The sequence below is a fragment of the Pedobacter sp. Bi126 genome (assembly GCF_918698245.1).
In the GTDB taxonomy this organism is placed as follows: Bacteria; Bacteroidota; Bacteroidia; order Sphingobacteriales; family Sphingobacteriaceae; genus Pedobacter.
This window is the reverse complement of the sequence record NZ_CAKKMS010000001.1, coordinates 618148-640835: the sequence shown is the minus strand read 5'-3', so window position 1 is coordinate 640835 and position 22688 is coordinate 618148. Positions and strand designations below refer to the sequence as shown.

11 protein-coding genes are annotated in these 22688 nt (G+C 42.0%); all 11 read left to right on the top strand.

The window, feature by feature from the left end; translation table 11 throughout:
- Positions 1–2 precede the first annotated feature (2 nt).
- The 11 genes from LQ201_RS02345 to LQ201_RS02295 all read left to right on the top strand — a co-directional run bounded on the left by LQ201_RS02345 (position 3) and on the right by LQ201_RS02295 (position 22584).
- Positions 3–1721: a RagB/SusD family nutrient uptake outer membrane protein gene (locus LQ201_RS02345; RefSeq protein WP_230143798.1), complete on the top strand. Its 1719-nt coding sequence runs from the start codon at positions 3–5 to the stop codon at positions 1719–1721.
- A gap of 57 nt (positions 1722–1778) precedes the next feature.
- A complete protein-coding gene (locus LQ201_RS02340) occupies positions 1779–3293 on the top strand; it encodes a glycoside hydrolase family 32 protein (protein WP_230143800.1) in 1515 nt (504 codons plus the stop codon).
- 438 nt (positions 3294–3731) lie between these two features.
- Entirely contained in the window at positions 3732–4331 is a 600-nt protein-coding gene (locus LQ201_RS02335) for an RNA polymerase sigma factor (RefSeq protein ID WP_230143801.1), read from the top strand.
- A 95-nt stretch (positions 4332–4426) separates the two neighbouring features.
- Positions 4427–5620, top strand: a complete 1194-nt coding sequence (locus LQ201_RS02330; RefSeq protein ID WP_230143803.1) for a FecR family protein — start codon at positions 4427–4429, stop codon at positions 5618–5620.
- A 210-nt stretch (positions 5621–5830) separates the two neighbouring features.
- Entirely contained in the window at positions 5831–9151 is a 3321-nt protein-coding gene (locus tag LQ201_RS02325) for a SusC/RagA family TonB-linked outer membrane protein (protein ID WP_230146589.1), read from the top strand.
- A gap of 25 nt (positions 9152–9176) precedes the next feature.
- Positions 9177–10610 carry a RagB/SusD family nutrient uptake outer membrane protein gene (locus LQ201_RS02320; protein WP_230143806.1) on the top strand — a complete coding sequence of 478 codons (1434 nt, stop codon included), beginning with the start codon at positions 9177–9179 and terminating at the stop codon, positions 10608–10610.
- A 13-nt stretch (positions 10611–10623) separates the two neighbouring features.
- Positions 10624–11361 (top strand): DUF4843 domain-containing protein, encoded by a 738-nt coding sequence (locus tag LQ201_RS02315; protein ID WP_230143807.1) that lies wholly within the window; start codon positions 10624–10626, stop codon positions 11359–11361.
- An 11-nt stretch (positions 11362–11372) separates the two neighbouring features.
- Positions 11373–12797: a PKD-like family lipoprotein gene (locus LQ201_RS02310; protein WP_230143808.1), complete on the top strand. Its 1425-nt coding sequence runs from the start codon at positions 11373–11375 to the stop codon at positions 12795–12797.
- A gap of 9 nt (positions 12798–12806) precedes the next feature.
- Complete coding sequence (locus tag LQ201_RS02305) at positions 12807–14015, top strand: redoxin domain-containing protein (RefSeq protein ID WP_230143809.1); 1209 nt, start codon at positions 12807–12809, stop codon at positions 14013–14015.
- 39 nt (positions 14016–14054) lie between these two features.
- Positions 14055–15272, top strand: coding sequence for a thioredoxin fold domain-containing protein (locus LQ201_RS02300; protein ID WP_230143810.1), 1218 nt, complete (start codon positions 14055–14057; stop codon positions 15270–15272).
- A gap of 475 nt (positions 15273–15747) precedes the next feature.
- Positions 15748–22584: a cellulose binding domain-containing protein gene (locus LQ201_RS02295; RefSeq protein ID WP_230143811.1), complete on the top strand. Its 6837-nt coding sequence runs from the start codon at positions 15748–15750 to the stop codon at positions 22582–22584.
- The last annotated feature ends 104 nt before the right edge of the window (positions 22585–22688 follow it).

Genomic DNA, 22688 nt, shown 5'->3' with positions numbered 1-22688 from the left:
AGATGAAAAAATTAATATATACACTGGCATTCTTCGCTACCGTATTCTTCTCATGCGAAAAAGCACTTGATGAGCCAGCACAGGGCGTGGTTTCCGGCGATGATCTGAATACTCCGGAGAATATTGATAAAATGGTCATTGCAGCTTATTCTGCACTTGGAAATGATCACTATACTTCTCCATATTCCAGTATGTGGCCGTATGGAAGCGTTCGTGGAGGAGACACCTATAAAGGAGGGGATGGGCCTGGAGACCTTTCAGAGTTCCATTTGTTTGAGACATTTTCCCTTAACAGACCTGATAATGCACTCATCGACCAGCTTTGGTTCAGACTGTATGTTGGTGTCGGTCGAGCTAATGATGCGTTGAGAAGAGTTAATGCCATGCCTGCCACAGACTATCCAAACAAGGTTCAACGCCAGGGAGAACTTCGCTTTTTAAGAGGACATTTTTATTTTCTGCTAAAGATTCTTTTCAAATACGTTCCCTTTATCGATGAGAATATGGCAAAGGCCGACTATCCGTCCATTTCCAACAAGGCCTTGAGTAATGATGCGCTTTGGACGAAGATTGCAGATGATTTCAGAGCGGCCGTTACAGCGCTACCGACAGATCAGAACGATAAGGGCAGGGTAAACAAAAATACTGCGAAAGCTTATTTAGCCAAAGTGCTATTGTACCAGGCCTATACCCAAAGCGAAAATAACGCGGTGAGCGGTATTGATGCTGCTAAATTAAACGAAATAAATACATTATGTGATGAGATCATCGCATCGGGCAAATTCAGCCTGAGTACGGATTATGCCAGCAACTTTTTATCTGCTTCTGATAACGGCCTGGAATCTGTTTTTGCTATCCAGTATTCAAAAGATGATGGTACACCAAAGGGGAGGCTGGATTATGGGCATGCGCTTAACTATCCGATGAACCAGGAATATGGATGCTGCGGTTTTAATGTGCCCAGCCATGACCTGATCAATGCTTTTAAAACAGGAACCGACGGATTGCCTCTTTTTTCCACCTACAACAATACAGATGCGGCGGCTTCTCTCGACTTTCAGAGCAGTTCATTCGATCCACGACTTGATCATACTGTGGCCAAGCCAGGTGCACCTTTTAAATATAAGCCAACATTTGTATTCCAGCGCTCCTGGTCAAGAGCACCGGCTATTTACGATGCGTTTGCCAGTATGAAAGAAGCAGTACTTCCAGATGACGCTTCTTTTCAGAAAGTTCCACCATTTATCGGAAGTTCGAAAAACTGGCAGATCATCCGCTACTCAGATGTGCTGCTTTGGAAAGCAGAAGTGTTGATAGAGCTGGGGCGGCCATTGGAAGCTGTTCCGCTGATCAATCAGGTTAGAAACCGTGCAAACCTAAGTCGTAACCTACTGAAAAATGCAGCTGGAAACCCGACTTCAAACTATAACGTTCAGCTTTATCAACCAGGGGTAAATTGCACCTGGACCCAGGATTTTGCAAGGCAGGCCCTAAGATTTGAAAGAAGACTTGAGTTCGCCACAGAAGGTTATCACTTTTTTGATTTGGTGAGGTGGGGGATTGCTGCGCAGACTATGAACGCTTATTTTACAGTCGAAAAATCAAGGGTTGCCCATCTCGCAGATGCCCGGTTTACGGCAGGAAGGGATGAATATTTCCCAATTCCATTAAATCAGATTAACTTTAGTAGCGGGGTATATAAACAAAACAACGGATGGTAATATTTCTAATGTCCAGGGAGCCTTCCCTGGATATTTGTTAAATTTTAAAAATACAACATGAAAAACAAATCTATAAGATCGATATTCTTTTTGCTTTTTTGCCTATTTTCTGTCGGTTCTAAAGCTCAATCTACAGGAGGCGAAAAATACAGGCCAGCTTTCCATTTCTCACCAAAGGCACATTGGATGAATGATCCTAACGGAATGGTGTATTATAATGGCGTTTACCATCTTTTCTTTCAGTATCATCCCGGAGGTACAACCTGGGGACCTATGCACTGGGGACATGCGACAACCCAAGATTTCTTTAACTGGGAGGAAAAGCCCATAGCACTTTATCCAGATAGCCTGGGCACTATTTTTTCTGGAAGTATCGTAATTGATAAAGACAATACCGCAGGATTTGGCAAAAATGCTATGGTTGCAATATTTACGCATCATAACCAGAAAATCGAAGAGGCCAAGACTGGTCTGCACCAATACCAGAGTATTGCTTATAGTAATGATGAAGGTAAAACGTGGACTAAATATAAGGGTAACCCTGTGCTTCCAAACCCCGGGATAAGTGATTTCAGGGATCCCAAGGTAATGTGGTATGAGCAAGGCAAAAAATGGATCATGACTTTAGCAACAAAGGACAGGATAACTTTCTATTCCGCTCCAGATCTTAAAGCCTGGAAACGCGAAAGTGATTTTGGAGCCAACCTGGGCGCCCATGGTGGGGTTTGGGAATGCCCGGATCTATTTCCACTCAAAAGCAATGGTAAAACGGTATGGGTGCTTTTAGTAAGCATCAATCCCGGAGGCCCTAACGGAGGTTCTGCAACCCAATACTTTACAGGAAACTTTGATGGGAATAAATTCGTGCCAAATTCTACAAAAGAGAAATGGGTGGATTATGGAACCGATAATTATGCAGGGGTTACCTGGTCTAACACTGGCGACAGGAAGATATTCCTTGGTTGGATGAACAACTGGCAGTATGCCAACCAGGTGCCTACCAAGGCCTGGCGCGGCGCTACAACAATTGCCAGAGATTTATCGCTCGCAAGTGTAGATGGAGATTATTATCTTCGTTCATTACCTGTAAAGGAAATTTCGCCATCATTAAAGCCTGTTTATAAGAAAGGACCTGTTATTATTGATAAGGAGATTGACCTTTCTGCATATGCCAAAGCTCTGGATGGAAAGTTCAAACTCGATCTTAGCCTTGAAAATACCAGCGACTTCAATATTATATTATCGAACGTTAAAGGACAAAAGCTGATTATAGGCTACGACAAAAAGAACAACAGTTACTTTATCGACCGGACACTATCTGGCGAAACATCATTTGAAAAAGGATTTGCAAAAAAACATAGTGCGCCCAGGTTACTGGCCGATAAGAAAATCAATATTAGCTTGATCCTGGATGTAGCATCTATAGAACTTTTTGCTGATAACGGATTAACTGTGATGACAGATATCTTTTTTCCGGATAGTGCTATTAAAACAATCAAGATTCAGAGCAAAGCCGTTAGGAAGTTAAGCAGTCTTTCTCTGTCAAAGATTGACGAGAAGCAATTAAAATAGTGTAAGAGGTTGTATCTTAAATATAGATTTGTCATCCTTTCCAAAGGACTCCTACGAAGAGGGGGTAATTTATTTTATAAAAATCAAAATAGATGAGAGAGACGTTTTTTTTGCAGTGATAGGCTGCGAAGAATCGTCATTGCGAGAAGGCTTTTTCAGCCGACGAAGCAATCTTACAACGATCGCTACCAGCGTGCGCATTAAGATTATTCATTTTTGCAGTTGTTTTTAAAGGCATTCATGAGCTCGCTTCGTTCGGTTATCTTTGTTCCTCGCAATGACGACCTTTCTATAGGATTTGTCTTATGATAAAACATTAATCACCAAAACCCTGGCAAATAAATATCCTGTAAGTATTCATTGAAATATATGCCAATGGCGTTTCCCCGAAATTATTATTACCTTGTATTTTTAAGTTAATGTATATTTGTCGGACGAATGGTCAACATTAATCACACGGATGAAAAGTCTTTATTGCTTCAATTGAAAAACGGTGATGAGCGTGCATTTGAAATACTATACAATAACTATAAATTCCGGATTGCCGGAAATTTATTCAAACTTCTCAAATCTGACGACCTGGTAAAAGAAATGCTGCAGGAGCTTTTTTTTAAAATATGGGAAGTGCGGACACAGATTGATCCCGAAAAGTCATTTAAATCATATCTCTTTCGTATAGCGGAAAACCTGGTGCATGATTATTTTCGGAAAGTGGCAAAAGACAAACGTTTACTGACTAAAATAGTTGCTTCAAGTTCAGAGCTTTATCTTCATGTTGAAGAAGATATGCTGAGTAAAGAAGATGCCCAAAAATTGCAGAACGCCATAAATCTGATGCCCCCTCAGCGTAAAATGGTATTTACACTCTGTAAATTAGAGGGTAAATCTTATAAAGAAGTAGAGGAGATTATGGGCATTAGTGCCAAAACCATCAGTAGCCACATGCTGCAAGCCAATAGGTTTCTTAAAACGTATTTTAGGGATTCTCCAACACTTACCATTTCGATCGTTTTAGGTATTTTATTCAAAGGCTTTTGATGGTGATCGTTAATTTTGGAAATTAATTGTTAATTTTTTATTAACCGACTAAGGATATTTTTGCTTAGCTCCGTATTAGCTGTAAAAATTGAACCTTGAAGCCATCCGATCAACTCCATATTCTCTTCAAAAAATACCTTAATAATAGCTGTAGTCTTGAAGAAACACAGCGTCTGATGAGGTATTTTCAGCTTGATGAAGATCAGGAAGTGTTGAAAGATCTCATTATCGGCGTTTTAGAAATTGAGGACGAACGTTATGAAACCGATCCTGCCATTGCCGGGGTACTGGCTAAGGTAGACCGGGATCTGTTTGTTCAGATACATGAATCAGCACAAGCCGTACCTGAAGGTAAAAATAAAACACTTAAACTTTGGTTACAAATCGCTGCTGTTGCTGCCGTTTTGGCCGTAGTATACATCGGTGTTTATTTCTTTAATAACCAATCCGAAAAGGTTGCCACTGTCCCTGTAACAACTGTACATGATATCAAACCAGGGGATTTTGGCGCTACACTTACTCTGGCAAATGGAAGGAAAATTAGTTTAGCCAATGCATCCAAAGGTGAAATAGGAAGGGAATCAGGAATAGTGATCACTAAATCAGGCGATGGCAAATTGGTGTATCGAGTTAGTGAAAAGGTTTCGGATCCAAATGCATCCAATACCTTGTCTACCGCCCGTGGCGAAACCTATCAGGTGCGGTTGCCCGACGGATCGCTTGTATATTTAAATGCCGCTTCCAGCCTCACCTATACCACCTCCCTCATTGAAAACGGAAAACGGGTAGTTACCCTTAGTGGTGAAGGATATTTTGAAGTGGCTAAGGATAAGCAACATCCATTTATTGTAAAGACAGACCGGCAGGAAGTAGAAGTATTGGGAACTCATTTTAACATCAGCAGTTATGCTGATGATGAAATAGAAAAAACCACCTTGCTGGAAGGAAGCGTGAAGCTCTCAGCATCGGGTAACTACAAATTGCTAAGACCAGGGCAACAAGCAAGGTTATCCGCTGGTAAAATAAAGATTATTGAAACGGATACCGATCTGGCTGTTGCCTGGAAAAACAATGAATTTGTAGTCGAAAGTGAGCACATTGAAACAATCATGAAAATGATCAGTCGATGGTATAATTTGGAGGTTGTTTACGTTGGTGAAAAAACCACCCAGCGTTTCAGCGGCAAAGTGTCAAGATTTGATAAACTGTCAAAAGTACTTGAAATCGTCGAGTCAACAGGGGAAGCCCATTTCGATGTAAAAGGACGAACCGTGTATGTATCAAAATAAACAAACTAAACTATTAATAGAATACTAACCTTAAACCAACCAAATGAAGAAAAGATTACACTAACTCAAGACATGTTGAACGAAACCAGGCCCTGATTAGCCATCAGGACCTGGCAAAAGTTTGGAACATTCAATTAAAAATCAAACTAATAACCGCAGTCCTCTGTACGGTCCAACGCAAAAGAGGCTGCTTAACCAAACCGACTACTAATGTATCAAAATTCAAGGAAATTTGGTATGCCTAAACGGCTGTACCTTAAATTATTGCTAACTATGCGCTTAACCATCGTAATTATAATAGCGTGCTTTTTGCAGGTGAGTGCGTCGAGCTTTGCCCAAAAAGTGACCTTAACCAAGTCGAATGCTTCACTCCGATCTGTCTTCAAAGAACTTAACCAACAGACGGGTTACAATTTTTTTTATACGGACAATTTGTTGGAAAATTCGTCGCCAGTAACCATCAATGTTAAAGATGTAGAATTGTCTGCTGTACTTAACCAGATTTTTGCAGCGCAAAACCTGGATTTTGTTATCCGTAACAAAACTGTGGTCATCAAAGCAAGTGAGCTGGCCAGGCAGGAAATCATTTCCGGTTTTGTAGGCGATGCCAAAGAACGCAAGCCCATCCCGGGTGTTACAGTGTCGATCAAGGGAACAAAGTCTACCGTTCAGACGGATAAAAATGGAAAATTTACTATCAGTATATCAGCAGGTGCAACCTCTTTGGAGTTCAGATTTGTAGGTTATAAAACCGTTGATGTACCCATCTCACCTAATTCGAATTATACCATTTACATGGAGGAGAATCAGGTTACGCTAAATGAGATGGTAATTACAGGGATGGTTGACCGGAAGGTAAGTACCTACACCGGAGCTGCCAAAACCATAACTGCTGCCGAGCTTAAGGCGGTGAGTCCCGTAAATATCTTTGCCGGCATTGCTGCCCTTGATCCATCTTTCAGAATGATCCCCAATAACAAGATAGGCGGGAATATCAACGCGCTTCCGGAAGTGACCATGCGTGGGCAAACGTCTTATCCAACCCTGGGTTCGGAGCTTGTTGGCAACCCAAATACGCCATTATTCATTCTTGACGGATTTCAGGTTTCTTTACAGGCAATTGTAGACCTGGACATGAATCAGATTGCCTCGGTAACTTTATTAAAGGATGCTTCGGCCACTGCAATGTATGGCTCTCGTGGCGGTAACGGTGTGATGGTCGTTACAACAATTCTTCCTCCGAGAGGAAAAGTAGAAGTTTCCATTACCAATAACTTCACTTTATCATCTCCTGATCTTTCCGTTTACCATATGCTGAATGCGGAAGAAAAATTGGATTTCGAACGTCGTGTCGGTTTTCTCAACAGTTATAGAGGGCAAGCCATTAATGCCGAACGATATAAAGCAGTGGTGAGCGGTGTTAATACAGACTGGAAATCTATTCCTGTTCAAACAGGAATCAACAACAGAACCAACCTTTCATTACGTGGGGGCGACCAGTCTCTAACTTTCAACCTTACTTTTAGTGGGAATTTTTTACAGGGCGTAATGAAGGAACAGGACAGGAAAAATTATTCGGGAAGTTTTACGCTGAGTTATAAAACCAATAAATTAACGTTCCAAAACAATACGATTGCAACTCAGGTCATTTCTAATGATTCGCCTTATGGGGAATTTAGTCAGTACCTGGATCTGAATCCGTACTGGAAACCTTACGATGAAAACGGTAATGTAAACAAGTACTTGGAAAACATCGATTTGGGCTTCGGTGTAGGAAGTTCTGTAGTCTTAAACCCGTTAATGGATATTAATTATAACACCATTAACAACAGAAATAAGAACTTTAATTTAAGAAACAATACCACTGTACGTTACGACTTTAGTAAATCACTATGGTTCAATGGCGCACTTGGAATCACAAAAGTGAACGGAACAATAGATAATTTCTATTCCGCATTAGATAGCCGTTTCAATGGAATCGCAGATTTAAGTGCACGAGGTACCTATTCGAAAGATAACAGTGATGCCTTTACCATGGACGGAACAGGCTCTGTGAACTACAACAAGAATTTTGGAAAACATGGTATTACTGTATATGCAGGATTCAGGCTGGCCAGTACAAGCTTAAATTCATATAATGTATCTACGCAGGGTTTCCCATTCGATCGTCTGGACAATATCTTGTTTGCTGCACAATATTTGAACAGCAGGCCTACCGGAACTGAAAGTACAATTAACAATCTTTCTTATACAGGAACTGCAAACTACTCTTATGATAACCGGTATTTTACCGATTTTACTTATACAAGAGATGGCTCTTCTGCTTATGGAGAGAATAATAAATTTGGTAATTTTTGGTCTGCAGGTTTAGGATGGAACATACATAATGAACAATTCCTTAAGGATAGCAGAATAATTAACTTGTTGAGGATTCGCGGTAGTTACGGTTCTACAGGTACATCTGTACAAGATCCTTACGCCGCACAATTCAGGTACAATCTGGGTACGTCCACCGGTTATTTCGGCGAGGTAGGAGCTTTTCCCGGTGCACTTGGCAATCCCAATCTGAGCTGGCAGCAAGTACTGAAGTCGAACATTGGTATTGCTTCATCATTTCTGGACAACCGTTTGACTTTTAATGCAGAATTTTATAATGAAGTAACTCAGAATGCGTTAACTACAGTTTCGCTGGCACCTAGTACCGGTTTCCCTTCATATACCGAAAATTTAGGTAAAATTCAAAATAGGGGATTGCAATTTGACCTCGGCTATACTATACTGTCTGAACCTCGCAAAGGCTTAAAGTGGAATGTTTCTGTAAACGCCGCCACTAACAAATCTGTATTGAAAGAACTTTCTGGTAAACTTAAAGCCTTCAATGCCGCATTAAATACAAATAACGCCAATCAGACTTCCGAAAATGCACAGTTCATTGAAGGTCAGTCGACCACGGCTATTTATGCGGTAAGGTCGCTAGGCATTGATCCCGTTACCGGCCAGGAAGTTTACCTGAAAGCAGATGGTACCCCAACTTTTGTGTGGGACGTTAATGACAAGACCTATGTTGGTGATACCCGCCCCAAGTGGACAGGTGCCATCAATTCAAACTTCCTATATGCAGGTTTTGCCTTAAATTTTAGCTTCAATTATAATTATGGTGCTGATCTGTATAATAGTACGTTATTAAACCGGGTAGAGGCCGTTGATGCACGCAACAACGTAGACCGAAGAGCGTACGACCTAGGTTGGACGGGACCTGGAAGTTTGAGCCCATACCGCAGGATTACCACCTTCCCGACACCAACAAAGCTTACTTCACGCTTCGTTCAACGCGATAATAACATTCAGCTCAGCTCAATTAATTTGAGTTATCAATTTAAAACCGCATTGGTAAAAAAATTAGGCTTGCAAAACCTTAGTGTTAGTGCCACTACGAACAACCTGGGCACCTTTAGTTCCATTGAAATTGAACGTGGTACAGATAATCCTTTTGCCAGAGAATATACATTCGGCTTAAGTGCAAGATTTTAAATTCAAAAGATAAATTCATATCCCAATGAAAAGAACAATATTAATTATAGGAATTCTGGCAATAGGTGCGGTGTTTTCCGGTTGTAAGAAATTTTTGGATGTACAGCCCAAAACGAGTCTATCTGAAGAACAGCTGTTTACTTCAGAAGTTGGTTTTCAACAGGCTTTATCAGGCGTATACGGCCAATTGGCTGGTAGCAATCTTTACGGAGATAACCTTTCTATGGGCTTCGTTTCTGCCCTGGCACAAAATTATTCAACACTCAATACCAGTGCAGGTGTTTCGCTGCAACAAACACAACTCCTAAACTATGCTTCAACGGAAGTAGTAGGATACACCAATGCCATCTGGTCTTCGAGTTACAGTGCAATTGCTGCAGCAAATAAAATAATTGCAAATACGGAAATAAACCGTTCTGTACTAAGCAATAATTCATATGCACAGCTGCGCGGTGAAGCCTTAGCTTTAAGGGCGTTTATACATTTTGATTTATTACGGATGTTCGGTCCTGAATATACTGCGGGTGCTAATTTAAAAGCCATCCCTTATAAAAAAGATGTAAACGAAAACGCAATTATACCTGCTACAACTGCTGACTTGGTCAAATTTGCTTTAGCCGATCTGAAAGAGGCTGCAGATCTGTTGCTAGCGGTTGACCCGATTGTAACCAGCGATTTGAGGAGCAGACGGAATAAGTTAAATTACTACGGCGTAAAAGCACTGGAAGCAAGAATAAGATTATACAGTGGGGATAAAGCTGGTGCTGCTGCCGCTGCAAATGTAGTAATCAGTTCGGGTAAATATACGTTCGTAACTCAAGCTGCGGCAAGTGCCATTAGCTCAGGATTGGTGGTACGCGACCGCCTATATTTCAATGAGCAGGTATTCATGATCAGGGTTAGGGATATATTGCCAACTGTACAGCGTTACTTCAGATTTAGAGGTGCTGTAGATCAAACCCTTACGCGTACTCCTGCTAATTTTGCTACGCTGTACGAAACTTCATCCGGTGGTGGTACAGACATCAGGTTCGTTTACCGTTTAGAGCAGGATGGAGGAGGCTTGTTCCCATCTAAGTTCTGGCAAGCCTCAACCGCTACCACTACAATTACCGATAATTTATTAGATCAGTATGTACCGGGTATACGTCTTTCAGAAATGTACTACATCCTGGCTGAAACTGCAGAAACACCAGCTGCAGGCGTGGGGTATTTAAATACGGTGCGCCAAAACAGGGGGCTTTCCAATCTGGCAACAACGCTCACAGCCACCGATCTTACAGCTGCAATCACCAAGGAATACCAGAAGGAATTTTATGCAGAAGGCCAGTTGTTTTTTTACTATAAGCGCATTAAAGCACTAAGAATGCAATTCCGCAACATCAACATGACCCCAGCGGACTACAAACTCCCAATTCCAGATGCTGAACTTCAATTTAATCCGAATTATGGAAACTAATCAAACTCGTATTATGAAATACTTATCATATATATTGATAGTAACCTGTCTTTTTTCCTGCAAGAAAGAAGCAGTCGAAACCTATCAGGGAAAGGATGGCATCAGTTTCTTTGCCTACACTTACGAACTTTTGCATACCACTGCAGTAAGAAGCTACTCATTTGCGCTGCAAGCGACTCAAAAGCAAAGAGACACCTTATTTATACCAATGCGCATCACAGGTAAGTTAACCGATAAACCGCGCACGGTACTACTCAAAACAGCTCAGGGAACAACCGCGACTGCAGGCGTAGATTTTGAGCTGAAAGAATTTACCATTCCAGCAGGAGTATCGAAATTTAATTATCCGTTAATATTGCTCAATTCTGCCGGAATGGCCAAAAATGTGTACAGAATTGTGCTGGAGCCCGCAGAAACTAAAGACTTTATTTTGGGTACTTTAGGACAGACACCTGCTACGATCATCAATCTTGGTACAGAAGAAAACTTCAGGTATCTGAAGGTAGATGTAACCAGCCAATATATTGAGCCTGCTTATTGGATCTATCTCCAGGCGGATTTTGGAGAATTCAGTGCCGTAAAATACAAGTTTATGGTGAAGACATTGGGTATAACCGATTTTTCTTACGATAAGATTGGTTCTGATGGTTTACTGAACTTTCCGGTTACCCTAAGGAATGCACTGGCCGCTTATGAGGCTGCAAATGGTCCATTGTTAGATGAGAACGGTCAACAGATATCGTTCCCTTAATTTAAAATATTATGCATTTAAAATACTTTTTAAAGCTCAGCCCAGTTTTTATTCTAATTATGCTGGCATTTGCTGCCTGCAAAAAAGACAATCAATCGTTTAAATATGATCAAATCAACGACATTAAGATTACAGATGCTATAACCGCTTTCACGGTTCCACAACTGGATTCGCTGATCATTACACCAACATTGGCCCAAACAATGCCCGAAGGTGATTCATTTACATATAGCTGGACAATTGATTCGACAACGATTGCCAAAACTAAAAATTTACGCATTAAAGTAACCTTAAGTCCAGGCACTTATTCCATAATTTACAGAGTAACGAGTAATAAAAATGGTATTTACACGCTGAAGCGTTATACCATCACAGTAAATGGTGTTTACCCGGATGGCTGGTATGTGCTCAACAGCAGGGATGGAAAGGGTAAAGCTTCTTTGATCCGGACGGATGACGTGATTTTTGATAACCCTATGGAGGTGGCCAACAATAAAACCTATCCGGGAAAACCCTTGGCCTTATACAATTTTGGAAAAGGTGGTTTCTTTTATTATTTCACTGATCAAAATGTGTATCGCTTTAACATGAACGATTGGTTAGAACTTGGTGATAGAAGTTCGATACTTCCAGGATTGGCAACACCGCTTCCATTTAAAACTGCACCGGCATTTATCATGAATACCTCAAAATTTGAACAGTATATTGTTGCTGATGGTAGTCTGTATGTTGGTGTTTCGGGAACAAATTCTGAAAATCTGAAACCCTTATCACAACGCATCCCCGGCAATTATGATTTATTCCCAGGCGTTTTCCCAGGCAATTTTAACACGACCTATTTTTACAATAATGCAACGATGAGTTTTATGCAGATGGGAATTTTGTCTAGAGTCCTTGAGCAATCGCCTGCAACACCATCGAGACCTTTCGATATGGCAAATGTAGGTAAGAAAATGATTGCCTATGATCGTGGCGTAACTACGTTATCCCAGGAAGGTATTGAGTGGTATTACATTATGGAAGACAATAATGGTCGTTACCTGATGTCGTTAACAGGCGACTCAGACAACAGTTTCCCTGGCGTTAACCAAAAAATGACGAACAGTCCGGAAATAGGAAGCGCAACTAACTTCGCAACCTCATCAATTTTAAAACAACTTTACTACACTGTTGGCAACAAGGTTTATTTGTACGATATGCTTGCAAACGCCGCACGTTTGATTTACACTTTTCCATCAGGATACGTAATTAAAGACATTGAAATGTTGCGTAGCACCAGTAAACAATTGCTGATCGGCGTTAATAATGGTGCAGCGGGTGAAGTTTATTATTTCAGTATCAATGGTCAGGGGGAATTTAGTAATGGTACCTATACCAAGAAATTTACCGGCTTTGGTGAAATTATACAAATTGCTCCTGCCAGACAAAACCTATAAACAACCCAATTGAATTATATTAATTATTTAACATATACGATCATGAAAAAAATAGTCCTGCTCATTGCAATCCTGGCTATAGGAAAGTCTGCGTTTACCCAGCAGGCACAACCGGCTTATAAAGCAAGTCTCGATTCTATGAAGCTATTTATTGATCTTTCAAAGAAAGAAGCCATTGTTAATCGCCTTGTCAAAGCCCATCCAAACGAAAGCTTTGACCAATACAGAGCTATACTCGTAGATAATTTTATAGTAGCAAAAAATTCTGAGAAGGCTTTATACTATTTTAACCAGATTCAGGAAACTGCAAGAATTATGTATGTTGAAAATGTTACTACCGGTTTAATGACTTATGATTTGAAAGCAGCTGAAACTTTGGTTAAGCAAGAATTAAACAACTCAACAAACGCAAAAGAAGAGCGGTTGTATTTATTACAGCTATATAGTCAGGTGGCGGATAAACTGGGCGATCATGAGAAAGCTTTCGCTGCTATAAAAGAGTGTTATGAGCAGGCTAACAAAAAAAGTGCAGGATTGACTGCACAGTATTATTATTTGATGAGCAAAACCGGCAGGTACCAGGAAGCGCTTCCTGAACTGGAGAAAGCAGTTTTGTTAGGCTTGGCCGATGATGACTTTAAGAATGAACTGAAAAAAGCCTATATAAGTGAGCATCCGGGGAAAGATTCAAATGCTTACCTGGCTACTTTAACCAAGCAGTTTAACGACAAATATAAAGCAGAAATAGCAGCCAAAATGATGTCGGAGCAGGCACCTGAATTTAAAGTCAAAGACATAAATGGTAAAGAAGTATCCTTGTCAGACTTTAAAGGAAAAACCATTGTTCTTGATTTTTGGGCAACCTGGTGTGGACCCTGTAAGAAATCACTGCCGGCAATGCAAATGATGGTTAATAAATATAAAAACGACCCGACGGTGAAATTTTTGTTTATACACACTTGGGAAACGGTTCCAAACCCCAAGCCTGATGCGGTGAACTATTTGTTAACGCATAACCTGGATTTACCATTGTATATGGATGCTAAAGATTCCGTTACAAAAAAGAACCCTGCAGTATCGTCATTTGGCGTCTCAGGAATCCCCGCAAAGTTTATTATTGATGGCAATGGTAAAATACGTTTCAAGGAGCTGGGATTACTTTGGCCAAATGAGGTTGCCGTTAGGCAACTTTCAACCATGATAGAATTGTCCCGTTAAAATGTAATCACCCAAAGAAACTCATAGAAAACAAACTGTATGAAAAAATTATTTTTAATATTCCTGTTGCTGCCTTTTATTGGTACGGCTCAGGTTAAAGGCACACATTTTGAACATGGACTTTCCTGGCAGGAGGTAAAAGATAAAGCTAAAAAAGAGAACAAATACCTTTTGGTAGACTGCTTTACAACCTGGTGCGGGCCTTGCAAATACATGGCCAGTACCATTTTTCCGCAGGAAAAGGTCGGTGAATTCTTCAACAAAAACTTTGTAAATGTTAAGGTACAGTTCGACCAGACCAAAAATGACAGCGAAGAAGTTAAAAGCTGGTATGCAGATGCCCAATCGATGAGCAAAGCGTTCAAGATAAATGCCTATCCTACTTTTCTGATCTTTTCTCCGCAGGGCAATCTTGTACACCGTATTGTGGGTGGCGGTGAGGCAGATGAATTTATCGCCAAAGCGAAGATGGCGCTGAATCCGGAAACCCAATATTACACGCTACTGAAAAAAAGCGAGTCTGGAAATGCTGCTCCTGAGACCCTGAAACAGTTGGCAATTAGTGCCGAGGCCGCCTATGATGAGGAAAACTCCGAAAAGTTTGCCAGTGCTTACATCGCTACACAAAAAGACCTGTATACCAAAGAGAACCTGGAGTTTGTGAGCAAATACACCAAAAGCAGCCAAAGCAAGGGATTTGAACTGATGCTAAAAGATCCTGAAAAAGCAGATGCCGTTCTGGGAAAAGGAAAATCAAATGAAATCCTGAGCGCCGTTGTTCTGGAGGAAAACATTTATCCCGGACTTCGAAAGCCCAATGCTAATGTAGATTCACTGGTTGCCGCCGTACAGGCGAAATACCCAACAGTAGACATCAGCAAGGCTACCGAACTGATAAAGATTCAGGTTTTCCATGCCGACAAAAAATGGGATAAATTTCAGCCGGCCTTACTAAGTTATATGAAAAAATACGGTGCCGAAGTAACCGCTGATAGGTTGAATTTCTTTGCATGGGCGGTTTTTGAAAACTGTAAGGATACTGACTGTATTACTGAGGCGTTGAGTTGGAGTAAACGCAGCGTGGATGAGACCCAAGCCAAGGAGCCTGCCTACCTCGACACCTATGCCAACCTGCTGTATAAGCTGGGCAAAAAGGACCAGGCGATTGCCATGCAGCAGAAAGCGGTAGACCTGGTTGCAGCCGAAAATAAAGCGAAATACCAGGTTACGCTCGACAAAATGAAAAAAGGCGAATAAACCTTTAAGATTAAGTAAAAGGGATGCAGTTCATGACACTGCATCCCTTTTTTATTGTGTCCTGACATAAGCCTCAGCAATAGGCTTGTTCTGTAAGCAAGCATTTCCATACGGAAATAACGCGCCCGATTTACCATATATAGAATATGCTGCATTAAAAATAGTGCGCTGTTACCGAGGCATAACATGGTTGTGCGGTATTATAATGTAAAACTGCAATGGTATATTCTGGCGACAGTAAGTGCAGCTATCATAGTTTTATGCTTTGTCGTACGTGTTGTATGTTATTTAACATACATTAGTCGAATAATAAATACAAAGCCATCACGCGTCACAAATAGAATACTTTAGAACACTAATTATAGTTATTTCTAAAAATATTTTTTAAATACCTAAGTATCAAAGTTAATATCATGTGTCCTTATGGAAATCAGCGCTCAAAAATCTGATCTATAATCAACTAAATTACATCCTTATGAAAAAACTTTTACTTTATCAGCTAAAACTGATGGCAAAAAAGAACCTGTTTTTTTTCTTTTTTGCCGTTCTGACATTTATCGGCGCTCAGCAATCAAAAGCCCAGGTTCAGACCTTAGTCCACCCGGGTATCGCTTTAAACCAGGCTGACCTGAATCAGTTAAAAGCCAACATTACCCAGGAACCATGGTTATCGGCTTACAATGCATTTAAAAATGACGGCAAGTCTAAGTTGAACTACGTGATGGCAGGGCCATATGCTACGGTAAGCCGTGCCCCGCACTTGAATAACAATGCGTGGATAAACGATATGGTTGCTATCCGCAATCTGACCTTTATGTATGTTTTTACTGCGGATAGTGCCTATGCCCGAAAAGCAACCAACATGCTGGATGCCTGGGCAGTTACCAATACCTATTGGGGCGGTATTGAAAATAATCTGGACATTGGCGACCATGCCCAGGATTGGGGCGTAGCGGCTGAAATACTCCGTTATACGTTTCCCGGCTGGACCGCAGCCAATACTCAGCATGTTGAAAACTATTTCGCTAATATCTTATTTCCGACATCCTTTGTACCTAATCCATTACGCGACCAGAACAAAGGTGCTATTCAGCTAAAAACAGCCCTCGCAGCATCGATTTTCTGTAATGATGTAACCCGGTTTAACCAGGCGCTTGAAGTGTACAGGATGGATGCCGGCGGAGGCATGCGTAACTCGTTGCCCAATGGCGAAACAGGTGATACAGGCCGCGATGATCACTGGGGAGTGCAGGCTACTGCCCTGGTATGGGGTGCAGAAGTTGCCTGGAAGCAAAGGGTTGATATGTTTTCCGAGTTAAACAACCGGGTATTGGCTATCGCTGAGCTGTATCATAAATTTGCTTTTGATGGGGATACCATGACTTATATCCCTTTTGGGGGCTATGCCAGTTATTGGACCAACTGGGGAATTAAGCCTGGAGGAAGACCATGGGGGATGACCAATATTATTCATAACGCATATAACAGGCGTAAGGGAATACCTACTCCTCAAACCGATAGGATGCGGGCCGCTTTGGGTGGTACCCAAGGGGAGTTCTTATATCTAAAATCATCCGATACTTCTACTGCGGTTAGTTTGCCCCCTGTATTTTATCCTTCCGAGCATGTGCAGCCAGTAAGTAACCTGACCAATATTGACATCGGTAACCCCGGACTCGCAGGCAGCGCATCCTTCAATAATGGAATCTGGACCCTTAAGGGCGCCGGAAATTCCACCAGTAATGCCTTCACTTTCAACTTTAAAAAAATTAGTGGTGATGCTGGCCTTGTAATAAAAATTGAAAATATGTCGCTTACTACCGGAAGCTCGGGTGTTATGTTTCGCGAATCATTAGCGCCCGGTTCCCGTTTTTGGGATCTTGCGCTCGGGGCAAATGGCGGTGTAGGAAGGCATGGACAGCCGAAAGCCCCGTGGTGGTTAAAAATTGAACGTGTAAACACCCGCATATTTGCTTACCACTCGCAGGATGGCGTTAACTGGACGAATCTTAGTTGCTGGTATTCAGCAACCGGTTTCCCGGCAGAGTTGTACCTCGGTTTTTACACCATCTCTAATAATACATCGTTACATAATACAACCACGTTCAGTAATGTAGGCTATAGCCAATCTGCACCGGCGGGATCTCCGGTAATTAGCAGTGCTACCACTGCCACAACTACCATTGGCCAACCTTTCAGTTATAACATCAGTGCCAGTGCCAGTCCTACTGCTTATAGTACCAGCGGTTTGCCTGCAGGGCTTAGCCTGAATGCGGCTACCGGTATTATTTCCGGCACGCCTACCGGATTAGGACAAAGCGAAGTAACACTAACAGCTACCAATGCCATAGGCAGCGGCACTGCAACTTTGATCCTGAAAGTGCTCAATAACCAGGCTCCTGCAGCGATCACTTCTGTTGTGGCATCAGTTGTTAATAATACACAGATCAAACTGAGCTGGCCAGCTTCAGCGACCGCTACCGGTTATTCGGTAAAACGTTCATTAGCAGCAGGAGGCCCATATAGCACTATTCAGGCAGCTATTACCCTCAACAGTTTTACAGATCCTGCTCCTGTACCTGAAGTAAATAACTATTATGTGATTACGGCATTTACAGGTGATATGGAAAGTGCTAATTCGAACGTAGTTTTTGCTAACGTTCCTCCAGGTATTCCGGGGCGCCCTGTAATAACCAATCAAAGCGACCGGATCAATCTTCTATGGGATGCTGCCAACGGTGCTTCTTCGTATAAAGTAAAACGAGGTACTGTAAGTGGTGGTCCGTATACTACGGTCGCAACGGTAAGTACGACGAGCTATACCGACACAAATGTTACCAGTGGCAATCCATACTTCTATGTACTTTCGTCATTAGGGGCTACAAAGGAAAGTGCTAATTCGTTAGAAGCCTTTGGCTCACCGGGTGCGAATTCGGCAATATGGAGCCCAACACCACTTACCGATTCATTGAACCTGGCCGCTAACTGGACGGGAAATATGCTTCCTGCGAATCCGGCCATATTAACGTTTGGCTCGACTACGGATTCGTTACTAACGAATGACCTAACCGGTCTGGTAGCCTCAAGGATTCAATTTGCACCTGATGCGAATTCCTATACTATTGCAGGGAATGGGTTAACACTGAAAAACGACCTGGTTAACAACTCGTCAGGAATTCAGACATTTACGACTGCTTTACAATTGACTGATCAGGTAAGTGTGAGTACAGGTGGCGGCGTTGTTTTGAATGGGATAATAAGCGGTACGGGTTCTTTAAGGATGAACTCTTGGGGAAATTTTTATATTAAAGGAAACAATAATACTTATTCAGGAAATACGACGATTATTAGTGGTAAGGTAATTGCATCGGGCTACGGAACCGGAACGCCCAGCCATCCTACAGCAGGGCCATTGGGCACAGGCAAGATCATAATGAACGGAGGGCTGCTACAGGCTCCGCCCGATGCGGGACTATCGTTATATAACGACATAGAAGTGTTGCCCGGAACCAGGAGTAGTTTGTATGAAGATTACGCTGCAATAAACCTTTACGGAAAACTATTAGGTTCTGGTAACATAGCGCATGATGGAAATTACTATGCCGGTTTGAATTTGTATGGAGATAATAGCGAGTATACCGGTACCTTTACCTCGATATTTAGAAGCGGGGCCCAGCGGATTCGCTTCATGGTCCCCGAATCTGGAAGTGCAAAGGCAGACTGGTTACTTGATGCCAATGCGCCTGATTGCCAGAATCTAAGTTTTAAAACCGGAACGATCCATTTTGGAGCCCTTAGGGGACGTGGTTATATTCGTACCGCCGGGAGTAATTCGCCGGTTATCAGCATTGGCGCACTAAATACATATTGCGACTATGGAGGAACCATTGACGCTCTTGGTGGTAATCTGACGGTTGAAAAAGTAGGTACAGGTACTTTGCGAATGTACGGTAACCAGCTCTACAACGGAACCACTACTGTAAAAAAGGGAAGACTATTAATAGCTAATGATGCAGCCAGTGGAGTTTTCAACAGCCCGATAATTGTACAAGAAGGTACTTTGGCAGGCACGGGAGTAATTCAATCATCGGCTACCATTGGAACCGGAAGCGGACCAGGTGCGATATTGGAACCTGGAGCGTCAGCGATCGGTACGCTTAAAGTAGGAGCACTTACCATGAAGGCTGATGCCACTTACACTGCAGAAATTAACCTGGGAAATGGCACTGGCGATAAAATTACAGCAACAAGTGTTATTTTGTTAAACAGTCCGAAACTTGTGTTAATTCCGATTGCGGGAGTACTTCCTTCTGGAACTTCATATACCATCGTTAACAATACCGGAACCTTACCTATAAATGGTACTTTCAAAGATCTGCCTGAATTATCTCTTATTTCGGCAGGCGGTTACAATTTTCGTGTTACGTACAGAGGTGGAACTGGTAATGACGTGGTATTGCTTGACGATCGTACTATAGGTGTAACCATCACCAGTGCATTAACTGATACTGCAATCATTGGCAAGAATTTTTCTTATACAATTACAGCTATCAAATCACCGACCAGCTTTAATGCTTCTGGTCTTCCTGCCGGATTGAGTGTAAATGCCACTACAGGTGTAATATCTGGAATGCCGGCCGAATTTGGGCTTTTCCCAGTTACGTTAACCGCTTCAAACGGTGCCGGAGCAGATACAGCCGCTCTTTCTTTAAAGATTTCAAGCAATATTGTAGGTGGCTTGATCGCTGCCCCTGGTGATGCTCAAATCATCCTTCAATGGGACTCGGTTATAAACGCTAATTATTCGTATCGTATCAAACGTTCTGAAACACCGGGTGGCCCTTATGCAACCGTTGCAACCATCAAAGGTTCAGAATATTTAGATACGGGTTTAACCAATGGTGTTACCTATTATTATACAATCGCAACAATAGATGGTATAATTGAAAATCCCAACAGTGCAGAGATCAGTGCAAAGCCATCTGTAAGTAAATACAGTTACTGGCCTTTTGACGAAGCCAATGGCATAACCGCTACAGATGTTTGGGGTAGCCGTACAGGTACACTGAAAACCGCAGCAACCTGGACTGCGGGAAAGATTAACAATGGACTTCGTTTTGATGGCACGGCCAATGGTTATGCGACGCTTCCTACATCTGTAGTAAGCACCTTAAATGATTTTACTATTGCCACCTGGGTTAAAATGGATGGTATATCTAACTGGGCACGTATTTTTGACTTTGGTACAGGAACTACGAATTATATGTTCCTTACACCGAAAAGCAGCGCCGGGAACCCTCGTTATGCCATTAAAGCCGGTGGTGGAGAGCTGATTTTAAACAGTAATATTGCCATTGCAACGGGTGTATGGACACATATTGCCGTAACGCAATCAGGTAATGAGGCTATTATGTATATTAATGGGACGGAAGTTGGGCGCAACAACGCGATGACATTAAAGCCTTTAAGTTTGGGAAATACTACCCTGAACTATCTTGGCAAGTCTCAATGGCCTGACCCTATGTTAAATGGAACCCTGGATGATTTCAGGATCTACAGCAAAGCACTGACGGCAACGGAAATAAAGATGCTGAACGTAGTGCTTAGTCAAACCATCACGTTTAACGCCCTGGCTCAAAAAACGGTTGGTGAAGCTGATTTTGATGCAGGCGCAACAGCAAGCTCGGGTTTAACCGTAAGCTATAGCAGCTCAGACCCTAATGTTGCAACAATAGTGAATGGACAACTTCACATTCTAACTGCGGGTACTACAACAATCACAGCTTCACAGGCCGGAAATGCCCAGTACATGGCTGCAACCCCTGTATCACAGGTATTGACCGTTAAAAATGTACAGACCATAAACTTCGCTGCCATTGCGCCGAAAGTTCTTGGCGATGCAGATTTTACCCTTGAGGCTTCCGCTTCTTCTGGTATTCCTGTAAGTTTTAGCAGTTCTGACGAAAGCGTAGCTACGGTTACAAATGGCGTGGCGCGAATCTTAAAAGCCGGAACCACAGTATTTACAGCCAGTCAGCCCGGAAATGAAACATACAATGCTGCCAGTGCTACTCAAAACCTAACTATACTGCCTTTAAATTTAAAGGTTTTATCGGCTGATGGTGACAACGGACAGCAATCGAACAATGTAATCAGGCCAAAGTTAAAGATCGTAAATGAGGATACCACTTCAACCAGTTACAGCATGCTTACAGCCCGGTACTGGCTTACAGCAGAAAATTTTGCAGGCATTAATACTTGGATAGATTATGCGCAGATAGGCAACAGCAAGGTTAAAACCAAATATGTTGCGTTACCTCAGCCAAGGAACGATGCATATGGCTATATCGAATACAGCTTTGATGCTACCGCAGGAACACTTAGCGCTGGGGGCAGTTCGGGCATTATCGAATCGGGCCTTGCCAACTCAAACTGGGCAAACTTAACCGAAAATAACGACTTTTCTTATCGTACAGGTTCTACCTACGCCGACAATAGCAAAATTACTTTATACCGTAACGGAACCCTGATATGGGGAGGTGAGCCAGCGTTGATAACGGAAACCAAAAGCCTTAAAGTACTTACAGAGGGTAAAAATGCTGGAAGCAGCACAATCAGTACCTATTTAAAGCTAGAGAACACAGGCAATACTCCAGTAGATTACAAAGATATTTCCATCAGGTATTTCTTTACCCCTGAAAGTGCAGCAAGCCTGAACTTCTGGGCAGACTATGCCAATTTGGGAGCGTCTAAAATCCAGGGGCAGTTTGTGGCTATAAGTCCATCAATAGGCACTAATGGTGGTGCATACCTGGAACTGAAAGTAGATTCGAGTGCTGGTAAACTACATCCCTTAAGTGGAACAGGAAACATTCAGTACCGGATTGCCAAGTCAGACTGGTCAGCGTTTAATCAGTTAAATGACCATTCTTACCAACCTGGTAGTTTTGCTGAAAATAACCATGTGTGTGTTTACTACAGGGGAGACTTGATTTATGGCACTTTGCCTACCGGTACAAATAACCAGTTGGCCATTGCAGCACCAAAAGAATCCAGCATTAATTTAGCCAGCAGTACGGTAATTTATCCAAACCCGGTAACAAACAACAGGTTTAATATTACCACAACTGCAAACCTGTTAAAGAAGGATGTGGAAGTGAAGTTAGTAGATTTAACCGGACGCACCGTGTATTCAAAATCTGCGCTTAACAATTCTGGTAATATAGAAGTGCAGTTGCAGCGACAGGTGTCTGCGGGGCTTTATATTTTGCTTCTCAATAAACAGTATGCAGGCAAAGTGCTTATCAATTAGTCTTTGATTTTAATTTATATCCGTTCAGGAAGGGCGTTTTTAATTAATGTCCTTCCTGTTTTAAGTATGGCCAGTGGTATCTTAACTTACCTGTTAAAACCGGT

Bases quoted from the DNA above. Each gene is read 5' to 3' on its own strand.
- LQ201_RS02345 (WP_230143798.1), top strand. From the start codon at position 3: ATGAAAAAATTAATATATACACTGGCATTCTTCGCTACCGTATTCTTC.
- LQ201_RS02340 (WP_230143800.1), top strand. From the start codon at position 1,779: ATGAAAAACAAATCTATAAGATCGATATTCTTTTTGCTTTTTTGCCTA.
- LQ201_RS02335 (WP_230143801.1), top strand. From the start codon at position 3,732: ATGGTCAACATTAATCACACGGATGAAAAGTCTTTATTGCTTCAATTG.
- LQ201_RS02325 (WP_230146589.1), top strand. From the start codon at position 5,831: ATGTATCAAAATTCAAGGAAATTTGGTATGCCTAAACGGCTGTACCTT.
- LQ201_RS02320 (WP_230143806.1), top strand. From the start codon at position 9,177: ATGAAAAGAACAATATTAATTATAGGAATTCTGGCAATAGGTGCGGTG.
- LQ201_RS02315 (WP_230143807.1), top strand. From the start codon at position 10,624: ATGAAATACTTATCATATATATTGATAGTAACCTGTCTTTTTTCCTGC.
- LQ201_RS02310 (WP_230143808.1), top strand. From the start codon at position 11,373: ATGCATTTAAAATACTTTTTAAAGCTCAGCCCAGTTTTTATTCTAATT.
- LQ201_RS02300 (WP_230143810.1), top strand. From the start codon at position 14,055: ATGAAAAAATTATTTTTAATATTCCTGTTGCTGCCTTTTATTGGTACG.
- LQ201_RS02295 (WP_230143811.1), top strand. From the start codon at position 15,748: ATGAAAAAACTTTTACTTTATCAGCTAAAACTGATGGCAAAAAAGAAC.